The sequence below is a fragment of the Streptomyces xiaopingdaonensis genome (assembly GCF_000262345.1).
Lineage (GTDB): Bacteria > Actinomycetota > Actinomycetes > Streptomycetales > Streptomycetaceae > Streptomyces > Streptomyces xiaopingdaonensis.
Window position 1 is genome coordinate 1 of record NZ_AJTQ01000071.1, and the last position, 20,100, is coordinate 20,100.

Genomic DNA, 20,100 nt, shown 5'->3' on the forward strand with positions numbered 1-20,100 from the left:
CGCGGGAAGAGGACCGCGCCCTTGGTGACCGTCGCGCCCGCGGGCAGACGGCCCCAGTCGGCGACGGTGTCGATGCGCTGCTCCGCGAGGGGGCCGAGTGCGGACTCGGCGCCGAGCGACGACCAGAGCTTCTCGCTCGTCTCCGGCATCACCGGGTTGAGGAGGACGGCGACGGCGCGGAGGGACTCGGCGGCCGTCCAGAGGATCGTCGCGAGGCGGGCCCGCGCCTCCTCGCCCTCCTCCTTGGCGACCTTCCAGGGCTGCTGCTCGGTGAGGTAGCCGTTGACCTGCTTGATGAACTCGAAGACGGCGCCGATGCCGCCCGCGAAGTCGAGCTCCTCGCCGATCCGGCGGTCCGCCTCCGAAGCGGCCTTCGCCAGGCCCGACGTGATCGCCTCTTCGGCTTCGCCCTCGGCGGTCGACTCCGGCAGGACCCCGCCGAAGTACTTGCCCACCATGGCGGCGACGCGGGAGGCGAGGTTGCCGTAGTCGTTGGCGAGCTCGCTGGTGTAGCGCGCCGCGAAGTCCTCCCAGGAGAAGGAGCCGTCCTGGCCGTAGGCGATGGCGCGGAGGAAGTACCAGCGGTAGGCGTCGATGCCGAAGTGCTCGGTGAGCTGCTGCGGGGAGATGCCGGTCAGGTTGGACTTGGACATCTTCTCGCCGCCGACCATGAGCCAGCCGTTGGCGACCACGCGCTCCGGCAGCGGGAGGCCGTTGGCCATGAGCATCGCCGGCCAGATCACCGCGTGGAAGCGGAGGATGTCCTTGCCGACGAGATGCACCTGGGCGGGGAAGGTCTCGTCGAACTTCCGCTGGTCGGCGCCGTATCCGACGGCGGTGGCGTAGTTGAGGAGGGCGTCGATCCAGACGTAGATGACGTGCTTGTCGTCCCACGGGACCTTGACGCCCCAGTCGAAGGTGGAGCGGGAGATCGAGAGGTCCTCCAAGCCCTGGCGGACGAACTGCACGACCTCGTTGCGCGCCGACTCGGGCTGGATGAACTCGGGGTGCGCCTCGTAGTGCGCAAGGAGCTTCGGGCCGTACTCGGAGAGCTTGAAGAAGTAGTTCTCCTCGGAGAGCATCTCCACCGGCCTGCGGTGGATGGGGCAGAGCTCCTGCCCCTCGAACTCGCCCTCGCCTTCGAGGAGTTCGCCGTAGGTCTTGTACTCCTCGCAGGGGACGCAGTACGGGCCCTCGTAGCCGCCCTGGTAGATCTCGCCGCGGTCGTAGAGGTCCTGGACGAACTCGCGGACGCGGTCGGTGTGGCGCTTCTCCGTGGTGCGGATGAAGTCGTCGTTGGCGATGCCGAGATGCTCCCAGAGCGGTTTCCAGGACTCCTCGACGAGCCGGTCGCACCACGCCTGCGGGGAGACGTCGTTGGCCTCGGCCGTGCGCATGATCTTCTGACCGTGCTCGTCGGTGCCGGTGAGGTACCACACCTTCTCGCCGCGCTGCCGGTGCCAGCGCGAGAGGACGTCGCCCGCGACGGTCGTGTAGGCGTGGCCGAGATGCGGGGCGTCGTTGACGTAGTAGATCGGCGTGGTGACGTAGTACGCCTTCGTGCCGTCCTGGTACGCGCCCTGCGCGGTGCTCTTCTCTGCTCCTGTGGCCGCCATGTGCGAAATCCTATCGGCCTCGCGCCACCGGTTTCCTCCCCGTGACGCAGCGTGAGCGCCCCCTGTGGACGCGAGCGGTTCACCCCCGGTTCACGCCGCGGTCGCCGGGGTGCGGCGGCGCCTGCCTAGCGTCGCCGCCGTATCCGACGACGCCCGACGACGAACAACGCCCGCGCCCGCGGAGCACGGAGGGGAACGATGCGCAGAGAGCTGCCGATCCTGGGATCGCACGGCGGAAGGTCGGCGATGACCTGCCGCTACCGGTGCGGGGACGCCTGCTTCCACGAGACGCCGAACCGGACGGACAACGGCTACCTCGGAGAGTTCGTCGCCCGCGCCGTCTCCCGCCGCTCCGTGCTGCGCACCGGTGCCGTCGCCGGTGCCGTCGCGGTCGTGGGCGGGGCGGGACCGGGGGCGGCGCCGGTCGAGGCGGCGGGGCGCGGCGCCGGCGCGCGCGGGAAGCCGGCGAAGGGGCTGCGGTTCGCGCCCGTCGCGCCGAACACGGCGGACGCCGTGACGGTGCCGGACGGGTACGCGCAGGCCGTCGTCGTGCGGTGGGGGGACCCGATCCTGCGCGGGGCGCCGGAGTTCGCCCCCGGGCGGCAGTCGGCGCGGGCGCAGGAGGGGCAGTTCGGCTACAACAACGACTTCGCCGAGCTGCTCCCCTTCGACGAGCCCGGGCGGCAGCTCCTCGTCGCCAACCACGAGTACACCAACGAGGAGTTGATGTTCGCCGGGTACGACCCGGAGAAGCCGTCGCGCGCGCAGGCGGAGATCGCGTGGGCCGCGCACGGGCTCTCCGTCGTGATCGTCGAGGAGGAGCGGCGCGGCGGCGGGCTGCGTCCGGTGCGCAGGCACCGGGTGAACCGGCGGATCACGGCGCGGACGCCGTTCACCGTCACGGGGCCCGCGGCCGGCGGCGAGCTGCTGCGCACCTCGGCCGATCCGGAGGGCCGCACCGTCCTCGGCACCCTCAACAACTGTTCGGGCGGCACCACTCCGTGGGGCACGGTGCTCTCCGGCGAGGAGAACGTCGACCAGTACTTCGCCCACGGCGAGCGCGTCGCGGACGAGCGGACCCGCGCCCGCCTCGAGCGGTACGGAATGGCCGGCGGCGAGACGCAGCGCAAGTGGGAGCGGTTCGACAGCCGCTTCGACCTCACCCGGGAGCCGAACGAGGCGAACCGGTTCGGCTGGGTCGTCGAACTCGACCCGTACGACCCGGAGTCGGCGCCGCGGAAGCGCACGGCGCTCGGCCGCTTCAAGCACGAGGCGGCGCAGCCCCGTCTCACCGAGGACGGCCGGCCCGTCGTCTACCTCGGCGACGACCAGAAGTTCGACTACTTCTACAAGTTCGTCTCCTCCCGCCGGATGCACCGCGGCCGCACCGCCGCGGCCCACGAGCACAACATGACCCTCCTCGACGAGGGCACGCTCTACGTCGCGCGCCTGGAGGGAAACAGCCCGCCGGAGGAGATCGACGGCACCGGAGCCCTCCCCGAGGACGGCGAGTTCGACGGCACGGGACGCTGGATACCCCTGGCCACGGGCGACACCTCGCACGTTGCGGGGATGACGGCCGAGGAGGTCTACGTCTTCACGCGCCTCGCGGCCGACAGGGTCGGCGCGACGAAGATGGACCGCCCCGAGGACATCGAGGCGAGCCCGCGGACCGGCCGCGTCTACGTCGCGCTCACCAACAACAGCTCGCGCGGAGCGGCCGACGGGCACCCGGCCGACGAGGCGAACCCGCGCGGCGGCAACAAGCACGGCCAGGTCCTGGAGTTCGCCGAGGCCCGCGGCGACGCGGCTGCCCGCCGCTTCTCCTGGCGGCTCTTCCTCGTCTGCGGCGACCCGGAGGACCCGTCGACGTACTTCGCCGGCTTCCCGAAGGAGCAGGTGAGCCCGATCTCCTGCCCCGACAACGTCGCCTTCGACCCGTACGGCAACCTGTGGATCTCCACCGACGGCAACGCGCTCGGCTCGCACGACGGCCTCTTCGGCGTCGCGGTGGAGGGCGCGCGCCGCGGCGAGGTGCGCCAGTTCCTCACGGTGCCGGCGGGCGCGGAGACGTGCGGTCCCGTCGTGCAGGAGCGCCGGGTGCTCGTCTGCGTGCAGCATCCGGGAGAGTCCGACGGGGCGAGCGTGGAGGAGCCGGCTTCGAGCTGGCCCGACGGGCCCGGCGCCCTCGTGCGTCCCGCGGTCGTCGCGGTGTGGCCGGAGGGCGGCGGGCGCATCGGGGTCTGAGGCGGCGGCGCGTCAGGCGACGGTCGTGCCGGCCAACTCGCCGATGAGGTACGTGACCGCGGAGGCGGCGGTCACGATGAGCAGTTGCCGCACGGCCGTCCACACCGCCCGCCCCGCCTGCCAACCCAGCACCCCGCCGACGCCGAGCGACGCGAGCCCCGTCAGCACCATCGAGCCCGCGAGCGCAGCGCCCCCGGAGGTGAGGAACCACGGCAGCAGCGGGACGAAAGCGCCGACGACGAAGAGCAGCAGCGAGTAGACGGCGGCGACGAGGGGCGAGCCGACGTCGCCGGGCGTGACGCCGTAGAGGACCCAGACCTGCGAGTTGCGGGTGCGCATCCCGGCGGCGAGGAGGCTGCGGCTGGCGCGCTGCGCCGTGGGGCGGTCGAGCCCGCCGCCCTGCATCCGAGCCGAGAGCCTGCCGAGGACCGTCGGCGGAGAGAGCAGCCAGGCGCGGTGGAGCGCCCGCTCCATCGACTCGGCGACCTCCACCTGGCTGCGCACCGACACCCACTCCCCCGCCGCCATGGAGAGCGCCCCGGCGAGGAGGCTGGCGAGCCCGGCGAGGCGCACGGTCGCGGAGTCGGCGGAGGCGCCCGCGATGCCGAGGATCAGGCAGAGGTTGGTGACGAGGCCGTCGTTGACGCCGAGCACCGCCGCCCTGATGCCGCCGTGCGAGACGCGCTGCGCGGTGCGGTTCGCCTCGTCGAGGGTGGCGGCGGCGTGCGCGTCGGCGTCCGCGGTGCGGGTCGCCGGGTCCCAGTCGGGGGCGAGCTGGTGCCAGCCGTGGACGCCCGGGTCGGGTTCGGGGGAGGGCTGGGGCTCGTCGGGGTCTTCGGGGTCCGGCGGGGGGCTGTGGGTCACCGCACCTCCGGGGGACGCCGTTGGGTCGGGTGGGTTCCGGGCGAAATTCTCTTTTCGGGGCGTAAGCCTAGAGTAGGGACATGGCTGCGGTGCGTACGGCGGGAGCGCAAGTCTGATGCGCGGGCACCTGCCGGTACGGCGCCTGCTGAGGAGGCGGCGCGCGGAGCCCGCCGCCACCGTGCGCCGGGCGCTCGGTGCCGCCTCGCCCGCCGGGCACATGCCGTCCCTCCGCCTCTGGCGCCGGCGCGGGCGCACGATCACCGTCCCGGCGGCGTCCGAGGACGACCAGCGGGAGTGGGCGAGGGAGCTCGCCGGGCTGCTCTGCGAGGTCGGCGTCGAGATGCTGCGTGCCGGCATCAGGACGGAGCAGGCCGAGGCGGGTCTCCGCGACGTCGCGGCGCGCTACGGCGTGCCCGCGCGCTGCTTCATCGTGCCGACGGGGCTCTTCGTCCGGGTCGGCGGAGGGCGCAGGGGAAGCGAGGGCGAGCTCGACTTCGCGCCCGTGGACGGCGGCGACCTGCGGCTCGATCAGATCGAGGCGCTGGAGGCGCTGCTCGCCCGGATGCGGGCGCAGGTCGTCCCCTTCGACGAGGTGCGGGCCGAGCTGACGGCGATGCGCGCGATGCCGCAGCGGTACAGCCCGGCCACCACGGTCGGCGGCCACATGCTCCTCACCGCCGGCCTCGGCGCCGTCCAGCACGCCTCGCCGCCCGCGCTCCTCGGCTACCTCGTCCTCGGTGCCTTCGTCGGGGCGCTGCGCCTCGCCGGCCTGCGATTCGCGTTGCTGCGCCCGGCGCTCCCGGTGCTCGCGGCGGCGCTCGTCACGGGCGTCTCGCTGCGGTGGGCGGGGCCGCTGCTCCACGAGCAGCCCGCGCGGCTCTTCGTGCCGCCGCTCATCGCCTTCCTCCCGGGCGCGGCCCTGACGATGGGTGCGCTGGAGGTCGCGTGGGGCGCGGTGCTCTCCGGGATCGGCCGGCTCGCGGGGGCGTTCAACCAACTGCTGCTCCTCGCCTTCGGGATCTTCGTGGGGACGGACCTGGTGGCGCAGCGCGGCCCGGGCGGCCCTGCACCCGAGACGCTCGGCGCGTGGGCCGGATGGTGCGGGGTGCTGCTCCTCGGCGTCGGGTTCGTGCTCTACCAGTCGGCGCACGCGGGGGTGTTGGGGTGGCTGCTCGGTGCGCTGCTCGCCGAGCACGGCGTGCGGGTGCTCGGGTCGCTGGCGGTGAGCAGCGTCCTCGGCGCCTTCGCAGCGGGCGCCGCGCTGCCGCTGCTCGCCTCGTGGGTGGGGCGCCGCTCCCACGTCCCCGACCAGGTCGTCTTCCTGCCGTGCTTCTGGCTCCTCGTGCCGGGCTCCACGGGGCTGCGCGGCATCTCCGACCTGCTCGTCGAGCACCGGCCCGGGAGCCTGGCGATCCTGACGGGCACGGTCGTGACGGTGGTGGCGGTCGCGCTCGGCGTCCTCGTCGGGGCGGGCGCGCTGCGGCACACGAGGCTGGAGTTGGGACCGCCGGACGGTCCTGCGCGGACGCGCCCGGACGGTGCCGACGCGCCGGGAGGGGAGCACGAGTCGGCGGCGGACGGAGTGCATAACGCCGGGGCTGCGGGAAAGGCGGGACGCGAGGCTCCGCGTGCCGGCTGACCGGTGGCAGCCGGTCGGCAGGCGTGCGAGCCTTTTCAGGGCAAACGGAAGATCTGACCGGTAACCCCCGAGTCCACCGTTGCGGGTGCAGCCATGGAACGTACGAAGATTCTTGTCGTCGGAGGCGGCTTCGCCGGTGTGGAGTGCGCGCGCGCCCTCGAGCGCCGACTCGCTCCGTACGAAGCCGAGATCTCCCTGGTCACGCCGACCAACTACCAGCTCTACCTGCCGCTGCTGCCGCAGTTGGCGAGCGGAGTGCTCACCCCGCAGTCGCTCGCGCCGCCCCTGCGGCGCGTCCTGCGGCGGACCCAGCTCGTGCCCGGGTTCGCCGTCGGCGTGGACACCGAGGCCAAGGTCTGCGTCACGCGGATGATCACAGGCGAGCTCGTCAACCTCGACTACGACCACATCGTGCTCACCCCCGGCAGCGTCACCCGGCGGTTCGACATCCCGGGGCTCGACGAGCACGCGCGCGGCATGAAGACCCTCGCCGAGGCCGCGTACGTCCGCGACCACGTGATCGCCCAACTCGACCTGGCCAACTGCAGCAACGACCCCGAGGAGCGGGCCTCGCGGCTCCAGTTCGTCGTGGTCGGCGGCGGGTACGCGGGGACGGAGACCGTCGCGGGGCTCCAGCGGCTCACCAACAACGCGGCCAAGCGCTACCAGAACATCGACCCCAGCCAGATCCGCTGGCACCTGCTCGACGTCGCACCGAAGCTGATGCCCGAACTCGGCGAGGAGCTCGGCAACCACGCCCTGCGCATCCTGCGGATGCGGGGTACGCAGGTGTCGCTCGGCGTCTCGGTCGCCTCGGTCGACGACAAGTCGGTGACGCTCACCGACAACCGCGTGCTGCCGAGCCGGACGCTGATCTGGACGGCCGGGGTCGTCGCGAGCCCGCTGATGGAGACGCTGGAGGCGGAGACCTCGCGCGGGCGGCTCGTCGTCGACTCGGACCTCACCGTGCCGGGACGCGAGGGCGTGATGGCGGTAGGCGACGCGGCGGCCGTCCCCGACCTGGAGCAGGACGAGGAGGGCGCCGTCTGCCCGCCGACCGCGCAGCACGCGAGCCGGCAGGGCAAGCACGCGGCGCAGAACCTCGTCGCCAGGCTCCACGGCGAGCCGACGACGCCGTACCGGCACAGGGACCTCGGCCTCGTGGTCGACCTCGCCGGGCGCGACGCGGTCGCCAACCCGATGGGCTTCGAACTCTCGGGCATGTCCGCGCAGTTGGTGACGCGTTCGTACCACCTCCTGTCGCTCCGCACCGGCACGGCACGGCTGCGCACGGCCGCCAACTGGGCGCTCAACGCGACGACGGGCGACGACTTCGTCCGCATCGGCTTCCTCAACCACCGCCCCGTCACGCTCGGCGACTTCGAGCGGACCGGCGACTACCTGACGCCCGACGAGATGCGGGCCCGCACCCGCCCGGAGCAGCCGGCGGCGGCCTGAGGCCGGCCCCGGCCCGGCTCGGCGCGCGGTGCCGCGTCCCGGACAGGCCGGCGCGGCGGCGGAGTTCGGCCGCCTCCCCCGGCAGCGGCGGCCCGGCGGAGCCGCCGCCGGTGCGGGCCGTCCGCGCACCGCGAGGGGCGGCGCCCGGGCGCGTCAGTCCTGCGGCTCCTCGGCGCCCGGGCGTACCACGGCGACGGGGCAGTCGGCGTGGTGGAGCATCGCCTGGCTCACCGAGCCGAGGAGGAGTCCGGCGAAGCCGCCCCGTCCCCGGGCGCCGACGACGAGCAGCCCGGCTCGCCGGCTCGCCTCGATCAGGGCGGGGCGGATTTGCAACCGGTCGAGCTGCGCGTCGACGCGGACGTCCGGGTACCTCTCGCGGGGCCCGGCGAGCGCCTCGGTGAGCAGTCGGTGCGCCTCGGTCTCCAGCGCGTCGTGGACCTCCTGGTCGAAGGCGACCGGCATCATCGTGCCCGGCGCGAGCGCCGTCGGGTAGTAGTAGTCGTTCCAGGAGTGCAGGGCCTGGAGGGGGAGGCCGCGGCGCTGCGCCTCGGCGAACCCGAACTCCAGCGCGGCGGCGCCGTCCGGCGCGCCGTCGACGGCGAGCAGCACGGGGCCCTGCGCCTCCTCCCTGCCGCGTACGACGAGCACGGGGCACTCGCCGTGCGCCGCGAGGTGCACGGCGACGGAGCCGACGAGCAGCCCCGTGAAGCCGCCGAGCCCGCGGCTGCCGACGACGACGAGGTCGGCCGCGCGCGACTCGGCGGCGAGCACGGCGAGCGGTTCGCCCGTCACCAGCTCACCGTCGACGTCGAGTCGGGGCTCGGCGGCGCGGGCGCGGGCGAGCGCCTCCGCGACGTTCGCCTCCGCCTCGTTGCGGAGGCCGCCGTCGGGCGGCCCGAGGGGGGAGGCGCCGAGCGGTACGCGCGTCATCGGCCAGGTGAACGCGTGGACCACCCGCAGCGGGCGGCCGCGGAGGCGTGCCTCGCGCGCGGCGAGTTCGACGGCCCGGAGGCTGGACTCGGACCCGTCCGTACCGGCGACGACGGGCGCGTTCACGGCCTGCCTCCCCAGGCCGCGCGTGCGCCGGCGGCGCCGCGCACCTGCTGCCGCGCCGGCGCGCGACGCTCCTCCTGCCACGCCGCCGTGCGGCGCCGTGCGCGCACCGGCTCACCGGGCCTGACGCTCTCGACCATCGGTACCTCCTCGCTCTCGCGGGCTGCTCGCGCCCGCTTCGTGGCGCACTCCCCAGGGTGTCTCCCCGCCCGAGCCGCAGGTTGGGCCGACAGGGCCGCCGTAGGGCCCGGGACGGGCTGCCACCAGTAGGGCACAGGGGGCGCGCGGGGCGCCGGTGCGCGGGGTGCGTGTCGGAAGCGCCGACGGTGCGAGGGGCGCGCGTTCCAGCCCAACGCCGCGGACCTGCGCGGGGGTTGGACGCCGCGGCGCTCACTCCAGCCCGCGAGCAGCGCGGAAGCGCTCCTGCCCCTCGCCGAGGTCGACGATCCGCTCGGGGTACTCCTGCGCGCCCAGCTCTTCGCGCTCCGCCGCGGAGAGCTCCCAGGGCCGGTGCGCCGCGCGGCCCTCCACCCGGGACAGCTCGGGTACCCACCGCCGTACATAGGCGCCGTCGGGGTCGAGCCTGCGGGCCTGGGTGAGCGGGTTGAGGACGCGGTTGGGGCGGGTGTCGGTGCCGGTGCCGGCCGCCCACTGCCAGTTGAGCTGGTTGTTGGCGACGTCGCCGTCGACGAGGTGGGCGAGGAAGTGGGCGGCGCCCGAACGCCAGTCGTGGTACAGCGTCTTGGTGAGGAAGCTCGCCGTCAGCAGGCGGGCGCGGTTGTGCATCCAGCCCTCCTGCGCGAGCTGCCGCATCGCCGCGTCGATCACGGGGTAGCCCGTGCGTCCGGCGCGCCACGCAGCGGCCTCCTTCTCCGCGGCCTTGCCGCGGCGCCAACGGTCGTCCTTCTCGCGGTAGTTGTGCCAGGAGGCGGCGGGACGCGCGGCGAGGACCTGGTGGTGGAAGTCCCGCCAGGCGAGCTGCCTGAGGAACGCCTCCGCGCCCTCCTGGGGGAGCCGGCGCTCGACCTTGTGCGCGAGTTCGACGGCGGAGACGGTGCCGAAGTGCAGGTGCGGCGAGAGCCGCGAGGTGGCGTCCGCGGCGAGCGAGTCGCCGAGCTCCGCGTACCGCTCGACGGGGCCGCGCAGCCAGGCGGTGACGCGCGAGCGGGCCGCCTCCTCGCCGCCGTCCGGGAGTCGGGGCGCGCACCCTTCGGGGCGCTCGGGCAGCGGGCCGCCGCGGAGGCCGGGGGTGCGGAGGGAGCGCGGCGGAGGCAGCGGCGTGCGCCGGTGCGCGGAGCGCCAGCGTCTGAAGTAGGGCGTGAAGACGGCGTAGTGGTCGCCGCCCTTCGGGACGACCTCGCCCGCGGGTACGGCCGTCACCGCCGCGTCGTGGACGTGGAGCGAGGCCGTCCCGTCGAGCGCGGAGGCGAGCCCGCGCTCCCTCGCCTGCGCGTACCCGCTGACGCCCGCGGCGAGGTGGACCTCGGCGGCGCCGGTCTCGTCGACCGCACGGCACACCTCGTCGACGACGGGCCCGCTGCGCACCACCAGCCGCCCCCCGCGGGCCCGGAGCGCCGCATCGAGGTCGCGGAGCGAGTCGGCGAGGAAGGCGAGGCGGTTGGGTGCGGCGAAGCCGGCCGCCGAGACGCCGTCGTCGCGGACGAAGAGCGGGACCACGGCGTCGGCGCCGCGGGACGCGGCGTGGAGCGCCGGGTTGTCGTGGACCCTCAGGTCGGAGGTGAAGAGGACGAGCGTGGTGCGCAACAGGAGGCTCCAGACGCCGAGTCGGTGGCCGGCTGCGCGCCATCGTGCCCCCGCGGGGCGCGGAAGCCGGGCGGACACGCAGGCCGTCAGCTCGCTTCTCGTCCCCACACCTCGGGGCCGCCGCCCTGCCAGTCGATGAGGGACTCGTCGTAGAGGTCGACGGTGGCGATGTCGAGTCCGGCGCGGCGGAGGAACTCGATCACGTCGACCATCCCCCAGGCGGTGCCCAGGGGCTCACCGCGGGCGAGGACGTGGCGTCCGCCCGTGGCGTCCGGAGGCCGGACGACGATCGGTGCTGCCATGTCTCCACGGTGCGCCCGGCGGCGCCTCCGCGCACCTCGGGAGGCGCCGCCGCCGACTCAGAGCTTCTCGCCGAGGAAGGCGAGGGTGCGCTCCCACGCCGTGCGGGCCAACTCGGGGTCGTAGGTGCCCAGGTGGTCCTCGTCGTTGGCGAAGGCGTGGCCCGCGTCGTAGTGGTGGATCTCGACGGGGACGCCCGCCGCCGTGCGGATCTCCTCCGCCACCTGGTCCGGCAGCTCGCGCGGGATGGTCTCGTCGCGGTCCCCGTAGTGGCCGAGGACCGCGGCGCGGACGGTCCCGAAGTCGACGTCCTCGCCCGTGACGATCCCGTAGTACGGCACGGCGGCGGCGATCCGGTCGCCCGCCGCCGCGGCGAGGGAGAGGACGAAGCCGCCGCCCATGCAGAACCCGACGGCGCCGAGCGCGTCACCGCGGACGGCCTCGTGGCCGAGCAGGTGGTCGACGGCGCCGAGGAGCTTGCGTACGCCCTCCTCGCGGGGGAGCTCCTGGAGCATCCGGAACGCGTCGGCGCTGTCGTGGGTGGTGCGGCCGCCGTAGAGGTCGGGCGCGAGCGCCACGTAGCCGGAGGCGGCGAGGCGGTCGGCGACGGCGGCGATCTGGTCGGTGAGCCCCCACCACTCCTGGATCACGATCACGCCGGGGCCCGAGCCGGAGGGCGGCAGCGCGAGGTAGCCGTAGATCTCGTTCTCGCCTGCGGTGAAGCGGAGGTTCTGGCGCAGCGGCGGTTCGGGCGTGGACGACATGGGCCGGCCTCTCGGTGCGTTGCGGTCTAGGGCTGCCCTCGCCGCGCTCGGGACCGTGCGCGTCCGTCGTCCGCCGGGGAGTACGGGGACGACGGCGCACGGCACCGGGCGAGCGCGGCCGGGAACCCGCATCGTACGGGCGGTGCGCCGGTGCCGGTACGCGCGGGCGCTCACCCGTTCGGTCCGGGCGGCAGCGCGCGCTCCGTGCGGGTGTGGCCCCATGGCAGACGAGGCCGGAGGGGGCGAACACCCGGCGGACGGACCGCGCTTGCCCGTCCGCCGACCACCGAGGGCGAGAGGGAGACGACGATGACCCCACCCGAGATCACCCCGTCCGAGGAGAAGCCGACGACCTCGGGGTGGCTCGCCTTCGGGGGACTGCTCGTCCTCGTGGCGGGGCTCTCCGACATCTTCGTGGCGTGCGCCGCGCTGTGGAAGAGCAACTACTTCATCGGTACCTCGCACGATCTGCTGATCTTCAACTTCACGGCGTGGGGCTGGATCTGGATGATCGTCGGCATCGTGCTCGTGGTGACCGGGCTCGGCGTGCTGTGGGGCGCGTGGTGGGCGAGGATCACCGGCGTCTTCTTCGCGCTGCTCTCCCTCCTCGGCCATCTGCTCTACCTCTCGGCGCACCCTCTCTGGTCGCTGATCAGCGTCGGCCTCAGCCTGCTCGTCGTCTACGCGCTGACCGTGCCCGACCGCCGGGCCACCGGGGTGTGAGGCGGTCTTACGCGCCGGTGAGGAGCTCCATGGAGTGGCCCGAGGGGTCGAGGAAGTAGACGCCGCGGCGGCCTCCGCCCTGGTTGATCTCGCCCGGACGGCGCCGGAACGGGTCCGCGTAGTACGTCACGCCGCGCTCCTCCAGCCGTGCGAAGGAGACGTCGAACTGCTCCTCGCTGACGAGGAACGCGTAGTGCTGCTCCTTGATCTCCTCCGCGGGGGTGTCGGCGAAGTCGAGCGTGACCCCGTTCGCGGTGCCGACCGGGAGGAACGGGCCGCTCTGCGGGCCGACTTCGAGGCCGAGGATGTCGGCGAGGAAGTGCGCGGACTCGCTGCGGTCCCTGGAGTGGACGATGGTGTGGTTGAGCTCCACGGAGGAGTGCACGGTCATGGGCGTCCTTCCACGGGTGCGGTCGTTCGGCACGACGATAGGCGCCCGGTGCCGTCCGGGGCGTGCGAACGCGAGGAAGGGGACTGTCGGAGGAGGCCCGTGCGACCGGCGACGTAGGGCGTGCGGCGGGCTCCGACTCAGCCCGTTTCCCTACGGGTTGACCCCGTGCTGCCGGAGCCACGGGAGCGGGTCGATCGCCGAGCCCATCGACTCCGTGAGGCGCACCTCGAAGTGGAGGTGCGGGCCTTGCGCGTTGCCGGTCTCGCCCGAGAGGCCGAGCTCCTCGCCCGCCGCGACCCCTTGGCCCTCCCGTACGCGGGTCTCGGAGAGGTGCGCGTACTGCGTGTAGTAGCCGTTGGGGTGGCCGACGACGACCTGGTTGCCGAACCCGTCGCCGCAGGCGACCCGGACGACCGTGCCGGCGCCGACGGCCCTGACGGATGTCCCCTGGGAGACGGCGAAGTCCTGCCCCGTGTGCCGGTTCGCCCAGTGCGCCCCCTGGCCGCCGAAGCCGGCGGAGAGCCAGTAGCGCGAGGTGGGGAGCGTCCACGCGGTGTCGGCGCGGTGCGCCCGACCGTCGCCGCCGTACGCGCACTTGCCGGGCGCGGGCCCGCCCGCGGGGCGGTGCCCGCCGTTCTTCGCGTCGCCGCGCTTCGTCTGCGCGGCGCGTACCTCCTCCTCGACCCGGCGCAGCTTCCGCTCGACGCCCGCGCGGAGCGCGGCGCGACGCGCCTGGGTGCGCTTCAGCGACTTCAACGCGCGCTCCTCCGCGACGCGTTCGCGCTCGTAGTGCGCGCCGGCCTCACGCGCTGCCGTGAGGAGGTGCCCGAGCGCGTGGTCGCCCTGGCGCTTGACGCTGAGGCGGTACATGAGCGCGTCCGGGCTCTCGGAGCTGAGGAGGGTGGCGCCCGCGGTGAGGGGGCCGCTGCGGTACTGGGCGCGTGCCGCCGCACCCACGAGGTCGTTGAGGCGGAGGCGGTGTGCGCGGTTGCGCCGCTCGGCGGCGCGCAGCTTCCGCAGCTCCGCGCGCTGCCGCGCCGCCTTGCGCTTCGCCTTCTCGTGGGCCTGCGCGGCCTCGGAGGCGCGTGTGTAGAGGGCCTCCACGCGGGCGGGCAGGCTGCGTCCGCTCCCGTGCCCCGGATCAGCGTGCGCGGGCGCGGGTACGGCGAGCACGGCAACGGAGGCCAGCAGAGAGGCCGTTGCCGCCTTGGCCGCGGGGATCTTCTGCACGATGGGTCGTCTCACGCGTCCGATCCTGGGAGCGGCGCAGCCCGGCCGCAGCGCGCCCTTGCGCCGGTCGGCCGAGGCGTGCGGCGCCGCTCGTGCGCGCCGGGCACGAGGCGTCGTGACTGGTCAGCGGAGTGTGACGGGGCTGTACGGGGGAGCCGGCGCAGGGGGCGTGCGCGGGCCGACGGGTTGGCACGTTCGAGCGCCGCCGATCAGGGAGGGCCGGGAAGTCAACATGGCGTGCCGTGCCGCGCGTTGGTGCCCTAGCCCTCCGGGCGCAGCAGGACGAACTCGGCGTCCCACGGGTCGCGGCAGACGGCCAGGCGCCCGACGCCGGGCGCGTCGAGCGGCCCCATCGAGACCTGCCCGCCGCTCGCGCCGACGGCCTCGCTCGCGGCGTCGGCGTCGGAGACGGCGAAGACCGGGTGCCAGTAGGGGGTGCCGCCCATCGCGGCGAGCTGCTCGCCGCTGAGTTCGACGATGCCGCCGTGCATCCGTTCCGTGCCGCCGGTACCGATGAGCGTGTACCTGCCGTTCTCGTCGCCCGGCATGGAGGTGCGCTGGACGTCCCACTCGAAGAGGGTGCGGTAGAACTCGACGGAGTCGCGCGCCGACGAGGTGCACAGCTCCAGCCAGCAGAGCGTCCCCGGCAGGTCGACCGCTTCCAGCCCCGCCCTGGTGCCCGGCTGCCAGGCGGCGAACTCGGCGCCGAGCGGGTCGGTGAGGTGGACGAGCCTGCCCTGCGCACCGACGTCCATCGGGCCGCCCCGCACCGTGCCGCCGGCGAGTCGGACGGAGCGGGCCGTGGAGTCGGCGTCGGGCGTCTCGAAGTACACCGTCCACCGCGGCGGCGTGCCGGGGGACTCGGGGCCGACGGCGGCGACGATGCGGCCTTCGAGGGTGCAGAAGGTGTACCCGCCGCTGTCGGGGCCTGCGGAACGCTGTTCCCAGCCGAGGACGGCGGCGTAGAAGCCGATCGTCGCCGCCGGGTCCGCGGCGCCGAGGTCGAGCCAGCACGGCGAGCCGTCGTGGAAGTCTGTGGTGATCACTGAGCCCTCCGGGGAAGCTGTCGGACGCCGGGGCGGTGGCCCCCGCCCCGCAAGGCGGTGGACCCCACGCCTTCCAGGGTGCCGCGCCCGGGCGCGGGGCGCGCGGTGGCGGGACGGCGGGCGCGCGGTCGTCGGCGCGGGACGGGGCGTCAACCAGCGGCCGGCGACGGCCGGTTGGGCGAGGTGCGCAGCGTGCCGGGACGGAGACGGTCGGTCAGCGCAGGGCGCGGGCGCGGGACGCCTCGATCTCGCGGAGCGCCTCCGCCCTGCCCACCCAGTGCGAGCCCTCGACCGACTTGCCCGGCTCCAGATCCTTGTAGACCTGGAAGAAGTGGGTGATCTCCAACTTGTCGAACTCCGAGACGTCGCCGATGTCCTGGCGGTGCGCGTGGCGCGGGTCGCCCGCCGGTACGCAGAGGACCTTCTCGTCGGGCCCGTGCTCGTCCCGCATGAGGTACATGCCGATCGCGCGGGCCCTGATGACGCAGCCGGGGAAGGTCGGGTCGCAGAGGACGAGCGCGTCGAGCGGGTCGCCGTCGCGGCCGAGGGTGCCCTCGATGAACCCGTAGTCGGCCGGGTAGCGGGTGGAGGTGAAGAGCATCCGGTCGAGCCTGATCCGGCCGTTGCCGTGGTCCATCTCGTACTTGTTCCGGGAGCCCTGCGGGATCTCCACCACGACGTCGAACTCCATGCCGTGCTCCTTGCCTGCCGCTCCGCGCACGGACGGGGCGCGCGTCGGGCATGCGGTGCGCCGGCGGTCAGGCCGCCAGCACGGTCGTCCTCCGCTTCCGGTGGGGCGCGGAGTGCCGGGCGGGCGCCGGGAGTTCGCGCGGTGCGGCCTCGCCGCGCACCCGGAGCGCTGCCTCCCTGAGCGCGTCCTCGACGCGACGGGTGCCGGTGAGGACGCACAGGGTGTAGGCGGTGTCCTCGAGGCGTCGGGCGAGCCGGTGCGGGGTGTGCGCCTCGCGGGAGAGGATCTCCATCGCGAGGTATCTGCCCACGAGTTCGCGCAGAACCGCAGGGTGCGCCTTCAGCATCGTCCACCACCGTTTTCCGGGCGCCGGGCGGGCCGGCCGTACGCGGCGGCGTCGTCCTCGACCCGCCGTGGTCGGGTGCGCGTGCCGGGGCCCGCCGCTCCGCCGCGGCCGGCTCCCGCGGGGCGGGTGCGGCACATGCCACTCCAGTGTGCACCAACTCGGGCAAAGATGCCTTTTCGGGCGGACCCTTCCATGGAGGCACCGCCAACGGCCCTCCAGCGGAGGCGCGTTGGTCCGCGAGCGGTGTTCGCCGTACGCCGCCTCGGCGCCCGCGCGTAGGTGTGCCCCGTGTCACCGGCGGAGCCGCCGTCCATCGGATGCCGTAAACCTCCCACTCTGCGATGGTGGGCTGTGGACGACGTACGGACACGACCAGCCCAGTCGGCCCCGAGCCGATCCGGGGGTGAGCGTGGAATGGAAACCGATCCGACCAGCAGTGCGGCACCCGCACGGGAGCCGCGCACAGCCACTCGCAGGCGGCGGGACGTACCGGACACCGCCGAGGCTTTCCAGCGCATCGCGGCGCTCCCCGAGGGAGCCGACCGCGAGCGCATCCGGCAGGAGGTCGCGGCCGCCTGGCTGCCCATGGCACACCGGCTCGCCCGCCGCTACCGGGACCGCGGCGAGAACCTGGAGGACCTCGAACAGGTCGCCGCGCTCGGCCTGGTGAAGGCCGTCGAGCGGTACGACCCGGCGCGGGGGCACGCCTTCGAGTCGTACGCGATCCCCACGATCGTCGGCGAGGTGAAGCGGCACTTCCGCGACAACGGATGGGACCTGCACGTACCCAGGAGGGTGCAGACGCTCCGCAACCGCGTGCGCACCGCCCTCCAGGAGTTCGCGAGCCGCCCGGGGCACGGCTCGCCCACCGTCGCCGAACTCGCCGCCGAGACCGGTCTCGGCGAGGAGGACGTACAGCTCGGCCTCGAAGCGATGCGCAGCTACAGCTCGCTCTCGCTGGAGGCCGAACTCTCCACGGGCAACGCGGAGGACGAGGGCTGCACCCTGCTGGAGACCCTCGGCACCGAGGAGCACGGCTTCGACCGCGTCGTCGACCGCGAAGCGGTGCGCCCCTGCCTGTGCCACTTGCCCGAGCGCGAGCAGCACATCCTCTACCTGCGATTCTTCTGCGACATGACGCAGTCGCGCATAGCGAACCTGCTCGGCATCTCGCAGATGCACGTCTCGCGGCTGCTCAGCCACGCGTGCAGACAGGTGCGTGAGGAGATCGAGTCGGACGCGCGTCCGCAGCCGGCGGACGCGGAGGAGGGCGCCGGCCGCCACGGGCCGGCCGCGGCAGCCGCCTGAGCGGCGGTCGCCGGGAAGGGAAGGATGAGCGAGCCCAAGCAGTACAAGAACGGCCAGGGGGGACCCGTGCGTTACGTACGGGAGCGTGCGGCCCGCCTCGGCGACAGGTTGCAGCGGGTGCGGAACAGGGCGGGACCCGAACGCGAGACGCTGCTGCTCCTCGTCAAGAGCGCGATCGCGGGGATCGTCGCCTGGGCGCTGGCGCAGTACGTGGTGGGTTCGCCGCAGCCGACGTACGCGCCGTTCACCGCGCTGCTCGTGGTGCAGTCCTCGGCGTACCGGACGATCTGGCAGTCGGTGCAGTACGTCGGTGCCCTGCTGCTCGGCGTCTTCGCGGCGGGAGCGGCGCAGCCGCTCCTCGGCCCCAACCTCCTGACGTTCTCGCTGATGCTCCTCGTCGCGCTGGTGATCGGGCGGTGGCGGCGGCTGGGGACGCAGGGCGTCCAGGTCTCCGTCGCCGCCGTCTTCGCGTACAACGCGCTGCTCCAGAGCGGTTCGGCGTCGGTCTGGCAGATCGCGGGGACGACGTTGCTCGGCGCCGGCGTGGGCCTCCTCGTCTCGCTGCTCATCCTGCCGCCGCTGCGGTACAACACGGCGGCCGCGGGCGTCCGGCAGCTCTCCACCGCCTTCGACAGCCTGCTGAGCGACGTCGCGGGCGGGCTGCGGGACGGTGTGCCCGAGCGCAGGCGCGTCGGCGACTGGCTCGACCGCGCACGGGAGTTGGACCGCACCGTCGCGGGGGCGCGCAGCGCCGTGGAGAGCGGTGCGGAGAGCGTGCTCTACAACCCGCGGCGGTTCCTCAGGGGCTCGGTGCCGAAGCGGTTCAGCGGCTACCGCTCGCTCGTCGAGGCGCTGGCGCGCGGCGGCGAGCACCTGCGCAGCATCAGCTACGCGCTCCTGCGGATCATGGACGACGACGAAGCGCGGCTGCCGAGCGAGGAGTTCCTCTCCCGGTACGCCGACTTCCTCGACGCGCTGGCAGGCGCACCCCAGGCGCTCTGCGAGCAGCAGCAGAGCCGGGAAGGCGACGGCTCGTCGCACGACGGCGAGCAGGCCGAGCAGGCCGAGGACACCTACGAGGACGCGCTCACGCGGGCCCGCGAACTCCTCGCCGAGCTGCACCGCTCGACGCCCGACAGCTCGGAGGACCCCTCCGCCTGGCCGACGTACGGCGTGCTCCTCACCGACGCCGACCGGCTCGTCGACGAGTTCTCCCGCGCGCGGCAGGAGGGCGCCGTGCACCCGTCGGGCAGCTAGCTGCCGCCGGTCCGCCGCACCGAACTCCCGCGCGGCGCGGCGGAGCCTCCGCCGGTCACGCGCACCGGCGGGCTCAGCGTCCGGTGGACGAGGAAGTCGGTGAGCCGCCTGTGCCCCCGCACCGGGTCGACGCTGCCCCCGCCGCCGACCGCGGCGCGCTGGCGCTCCGCGCCCGTCCCCTCGGAGACGACCGCGGTGAGCATCCGCTGGACGGCCGCCAGATCCCCTGCGTCCTCCAGCGCGTCGGAAGTGTGGCGGACGAGGGCGTCGAGGAGGCGCCTCGCCGGGACCTGGCGCTGCGCGTAGACGTCGACGGCCCAGCCGCGCAGGCCGTGCCTGGCCGCCGACCACACCGCCGTGTTGCCGACCTGCGGGTCGAAAGGCACGGCCTCGCGGCCCCGTTCGAGGTCCCGGAGTGCCGTGACGACCAGGCCGCGCGCCAACGCCGCCTGGAGCACCGCGTCCTCGACGGTCAGCGCGCTATCGGAGGCGCGCAGCTCCACCGTCGGGAAGCGGTTGGAGACGCGCGCGAGCCACATGCTGTGCCGCTCGTCGATGCGCGCACCGCACGCGACGAGGCGGTCGATCCAGGCGTCGTACGCCTCGGCCGAGGCCGCGTACGGCGGCATCCCCGCAGCGGGGAACCGCGTCTGCTCGATCGCCCGCCAGCTTCCGTACCCGGTGTCGGTGCCGCTGCGGAAGGGGGAGTTGGAGGAGAGGGCGAGGAGCATCGGGAGCCAGGGGCGGAGGTGGTTGAGGACGGCGACGGCGCGTTCGCGCTCCCCGACGGCGACGTGGACGTGGCAGCCGTTGCACTCGTAGTCGCCCGCCGTCCTCGCGTACGTCTCCGCGATGCGGCGGTAGCGGTCGCCGGGCGCGAGCGGGGAGGGGCGGGAGCGGAGCCACGGGGTCGCGGTGGCGACGAGGCGGGAGCCCTCTTCGGCCGCCGCGTCCGCGAGCATCCGGCGGGCGAGGAGGAGGTCCTCCGCGACCTCCGCGAGGCTGCCGCAGATCGAGGAGGCCGTCTCCAACTGCGTGGTGAGCAGCTCGAACTTGAACTCGGGGAGCGGCCGGCCCGATCGGCGCGCGAACTCCGGGCCGTCGGGGACGCGGGCCAGCACCCGGTCGGCGCACGGCGCGAGGCGCCCGGTCGCCGCGTCGACGAGGAAGAACTCCTCCTCGACGCCGACCGTCGGTGCAGCCGCGTTCGCCATCTGACCTCCCAGGGAGCCGGCCGGCACCGCTGCCGGCCCGGGCGCGCGCCGGCCGGCGGACGTCCCGGCGCCAGGCGATGCGCCGCTCCCCGCAACGATCGCAAAGGTCGGGCCGTCCGGCATCTTCGGGAACGTGCCGGAGTGAACGCGTTTGCCGCCCGCGTCCCCGTGGCACGCGCGGCGGTGCGA

The 20,100-nt window shown here is 74.2% G+C and carries 19 protein-coding genes; 6 read left to right on the top strand and 13 right to left on the bottom strand.

Going from position 1 to position 20,100, the window contains the following annotated elements; translation table 11 throughout:
• Positions 1 to 1,616: methionine--tRNA ligase (gene metG, locus UWG_RS0105875; RefSeq protein WP_016906273.1), on the bottom strand; the 1,616-nt coding region annotated here is incomplete at its 3' end.
• A gap of 198 nt (positions 1,617 to 1,814) precedes the next feature.
• Here metG and UWG_RS0105880 point away from each other — a divergent pair.
• The gene (locus UWG_RS0105880) at positions 1,815 to 3,863 is read left to right on the top strand and encodes a PhoX family protein (RefSeq protein WP_029391204.1); all 2,049 of its coding nucleotides are present in this window, start codon (positions 1,815 to 1,817) and stop codon (positions 3,861 to 3,863) included.
• Between the two features lie 12 nt (positions 3,864 to 3,875).
• Here the strand turns inward: UWG_RS0105880 and UWG_RS0105885 are convergent, their stop codons facing one another.
• A complete protein-coding gene (locus UWG_RS0105885) occupies positions 3,876 to 4,727 on the bottom strand; it encodes a VIT1/CCC1 transporter family protein (protein WP_016906275.1) in 852 nt (283 codons plus the stop codon).
• 115 nt (positions 4,728 to 4,842) lie between these two features.
• Here UWG_RS0105885 and UWG_RS0105890 point away from each other — a divergent pair, with 115 nt between their 5' ends.
• Positions 4,843 to 6,366, top strand: a complete 1,524-nt coding sequence (locus tag UWG_RS0105890; protein ID WP_016906276.1) for a threonine/serine exporter family protein — start codon at positions 4,843 to 4,845, stop codon at positions 6,364 to 6,366.
• A gap of 93 nt (positions 6,367 to 6,459) precedes the next feature.
• Complete coding sequence (locus UWG_RS0105895) at positions 6,460 to 7,824, top strand: NAD(P)/FAD-dependent oxidoreductase (RefSeq protein WP_016906277.1); 1,365 nt, start codon at positions 6,460 to 6,462, stop codon at positions 7,822 to 7,824.
• 153 nt (positions 7,825 to 7,977) lie between these two features.
• On the opposite strand, the gene UWG_RS0105900 is transcribed toward UWG_RS0105895, so the two are convergent.
• From UWG_RS0105900 to UWG_RS0105920, 5 genes are all read right to left on the bottom strand, one after another.
• Positions 7,978 to 8,880 carry a universal stress protein gene (locus UWG_RS0105900; protein ID WP_016906278.1) on the bottom strand — a complete coding sequence of 301 codons (903 nt, stop codon included), beginning with the start codon at positions 8,878 to 8,880 and terminating at the stop codon, positions 7,978 to 7,980.
• Positions 8,877 to 9,017, bottom strand: a complete 141-nt coding sequence (locus UWG_RS32965) for a hypothetical protein (protein WP_016906279.1) — start codon at positions 9,015 to 9,017, stop codon at positions 8,877 to 8,879. Before UWG_RS32965 ends, UWG_RS0105900 begins: the two co-directional genes overlap by 4 nt.
• A gap of 250 nt (positions 9,018 to 9,267) precedes the next feature.
• On the bottom strand, positions 9,268 to 10,641 hold the full coding sequence (locus UWG_RS0105910) for a cryptochrome/photolyase family protein (RefSeq protein ID WP_016906280.1): 1,374 nt from the start codon (positions 10,639 to 10,641) through the stop codon (positions 9,268 to 9,270).
• 86 nt (positions 10,642 to 10,727) lie between these two features.
• The gene (locus tag UWG_RS0105915; RefSeq protein ID WP_016906281.1) at positions 10,728 to 10,943 is read right to left on the bottom strand and encodes a hypothetical protein; all 216 of its coding nucleotides are present in this window, start codon (positions 10,941 to 10,943) and stop codon (positions 10,728 to 10,730) included.
• Positions 10,944 to 11,000: 57 nt separating this feature from the next.
• On the bottom strand, positions 11,001 to 11,705 hold the full coding sequence (locus tag UWG_RS0105920) for a dienelactone hydrolase family protein (RefSeq protein ID WP_016906282.1): 705 nt from the start codon (positions 11,703 to 11,705) through the stop codon (positions 11,001 to 11,003).
• A gap of 309 nt (positions 11,706 to 12,014) precedes the next feature.
• Here UWG_RS0105920 and UWG_RS0105925 point away from each other — a divergent pair, with 309 nt between their 5' ends.
• Complete coding sequence (locus UWG_RS0105925; protein WP_016906283.1) at positions 12,015 to 12,428, top strand: DUF7144 family membrane protein; 414 nt, start codon at positions 12,015 to 12,017, stop codon at positions 12,426 to 12,428.
• A 7-nt stretch (positions 12,429 to 12,435) separates the two neighbouring features.
• Here the strand turns inward: UWG_RS0105925 and UWG_RS0105930 are convergent, their stop codons facing one another.
• The 5 genes from UWG_RS0105930 to UWG_RS0105950 form a co-directional block, all read right to left on the bottom strand.
• Positions 12,436 to 12,819 carry a VOC family protein gene (locus tag UWG_RS0105930; RefSeq protein WP_016906284.1) on the bottom strand — a complete coding sequence of 128 codons (384 nt, stop codon included), beginning with the start codon at positions 12,817 to 12,819 and terminating at the stop codon, positions 12,436 to 12,438.
• Between the two features lie 150 nt (positions 12,820 to 12,969).
• On the bottom strand, positions 12,970 to 14,064 hold the full coding sequence (locus tag UWG_RS0105935) for a M23 family metallopeptidase (protein WP_078495593.1): 1,095 nt from the start codon (positions 14,062 to 14,064) through the stop codon (positions 12,970 to 12,972).
• 245 nt (positions 14,065 to 14,309) lie between these two features.
• The gene (locus UWG_RS0105940; RefSeq protein ID WP_016906286.1) at positions 14,310 to 15,095 is read right to left on the bottom strand and encodes a VOC family protein; all 786 of its coding nucleotides are present in this window, start codon (positions 15,093 to 15,095) and stop codon (positions 14,310 to 14,312) included.
• Between the two features lie 214 nt (positions 15,096 to 15,309).
• The gene (locus UWG_RS0105945) at positions 15,310 to 15,786 is read right to left on the bottom strand and encodes an inorganic diphosphatase (RefSeq protein ID WP_016906287.1); all 477 of its coding nucleotides are present in this window, start codon (positions 15,784 to 15,786) and stop codon (positions 15,310 to 15,312) included.
• A gap of 67 nt (positions 15,787 to 15,853) precedes the next feature.
• Positions 15,854 to 16,132: a DUF5133 domain-containing protein gene (locus UWG_RS0105950; RefSeq protein ID WP_016906288.1), complete on the bottom strand. Its 279-nt coding sequence runs from the start codon at positions 16,130 to 16,132 to the stop codon at positions 15,854 to 15,856.
• A 414-nt stretch (positions 16,133 to 16,546) separates the two neighbouring features.
• On the opposite strand from UWG_RS0105950, the gene UWG_RS0105955 reads away from it, so the two are divergent.
• Together UWG_RS0105955 and UWG_RS0105960 are read left to right on the top strand one after the other, a co-directional pair.
• Positions 16,547 to 17,440, top strand: a complete 894-nt coding sequence (locus UWG_RS0105955; protein WP_016906289.1) for a SigB/SigF/SigG family RNA polymerase sigma factor — start codon at positions 16,547 to 16,549, stop codon at positions 17,438 to 17,440.
• 24 nt (positions 17,441 to 17,464) lie between these two features.
• On the top strand, positions 17,465 to 18,697 hold the full coding sequence (locus UWG_RS0105960) for an FUSC family protein (protein WP_016906290.1): 1,233 nt from the start codon (positions 17,465 to 17,467) through the stop codon (positions 18,695 to 18,697).
• Here UWG_RS0105960 and UWG_RS0105965 read toward each other — a convergent pair.
• The gene (locus UWG_RS0105965; RefSeq protein ID WP_016906291.1) at positions 18,694 to 19,911 is read right to left on the bottom strand and encodes a carboxylate-amine ligase; all 1,218 of its coding nucleotides are present in this window, start codon (positions 19,909 to 19,911) and stop codon (positions 18,694 to 18,696) included. The two genes, UWG_RS0105960 and UWG_RS0105965, sit on opposite strands and share 4 nt — an antisense overlap.
• Between the last annotated feature and the right edge of the window lie 189 nt (positions 19,912 to 20,100).

Excerpts from the sequence above, each read along its gene's own strand:
- UWG_RS0105880 (WP_029391204.1), top strand. The coding sequence starts at position 1,815 with ATGCGCAGAGAGCTGCCGATCCTGGGATCGCACGGCGGAAGGTCGGCG.
- UWG_RS0105890 (WP_016906276.1), top strand. The coding sequence starts at position 4,843 with ATGCGCGGGCACCTGCCGGTACGGCGCCTGCTGAGGAGGCGGCGCGCG.
- UWG_RS0105895 (WP_016906277.1), top strand. The coding sequence starts at position 6,460 with ATGGAACGTACGAAGATTCTTGTCGTCGGAGGCGGCTTCGCCGGTGTG.
- UWG_RS32965 (WP_016906279.1), bottom strand. The coding sequence starts at position 9,017 with ATGGTCGAGAGCGTCAGGCCCGGTGAGCCGGTGCGCGCACGGCGCCGC.
- UWG_RS0105915 (WP_016906281.1), bottom strand. The coding sequence starts at position 10,943 with ATGGCAGCACCGATCGTCGTCCGGCCTCCGGACGCCACGGGCGGACGC.
- UWG_RS0105920 (WP_016906282.1), bottom strand. The coding sequence starts at position 11,705 with ATGTCGTCCACGCCCGAACCGCCGCTGCGCCAGAACCTCCGCTTCACC.
- UWG_RS0105925 (WP_016906283.1), top strand. The coding sequence starts at position 12,015 with ATGACCCCACCCGAGATCACCCCGTCCGAGGAGAAGCCGACGACCTCG.
- UWG_RS0105930 (WP_016906284.1), bottom strand. The coding sequence starts at position 12,819 with ATGACCGTGCACTCCTCCGTGGAGCTCAACCACACCATCGTCCACTCC.
- UWG_RS0105945 (WP_016906287.1), bottom strand. The coding sequence starts at position 15,786 with ATGGAGTTCGACGTCGTGGTGGAGATCCCGCAGGGCTCCCGGAACAAG.
- UWG_RS0105950 (WP_016906288.1), bottom strand. The coding sequence starts at position 16,132 with ATGCTGAAGGCGCACCCTGCGGTTCTGCGCGAACTCGTGGGCAGATAC.
- UWG_RS0105955 (WP_016906289.1), top strand. The coding sequence starts at position 16,547 with ATGGAAACCGATCCGACCAGCAGTGCGGCACCCGCACGGGAGCCGCGC.
- UWG_RS0105960 (WP_016906290.1), top strand. The coding sequence starts at position 17,465 with ATGAGCGAGCCCAAGCAGTACAAGAACGGCCAGGGGGGACCCGTGCGT.
- UWG_RS0105965 (WP_016906291.1), bottom strand. The coding sequence starts at position 19,911 with ATGGCGAACGCGGCTGCACCGACGGTCGGCGTCGAGGAGGAGTTCTTC.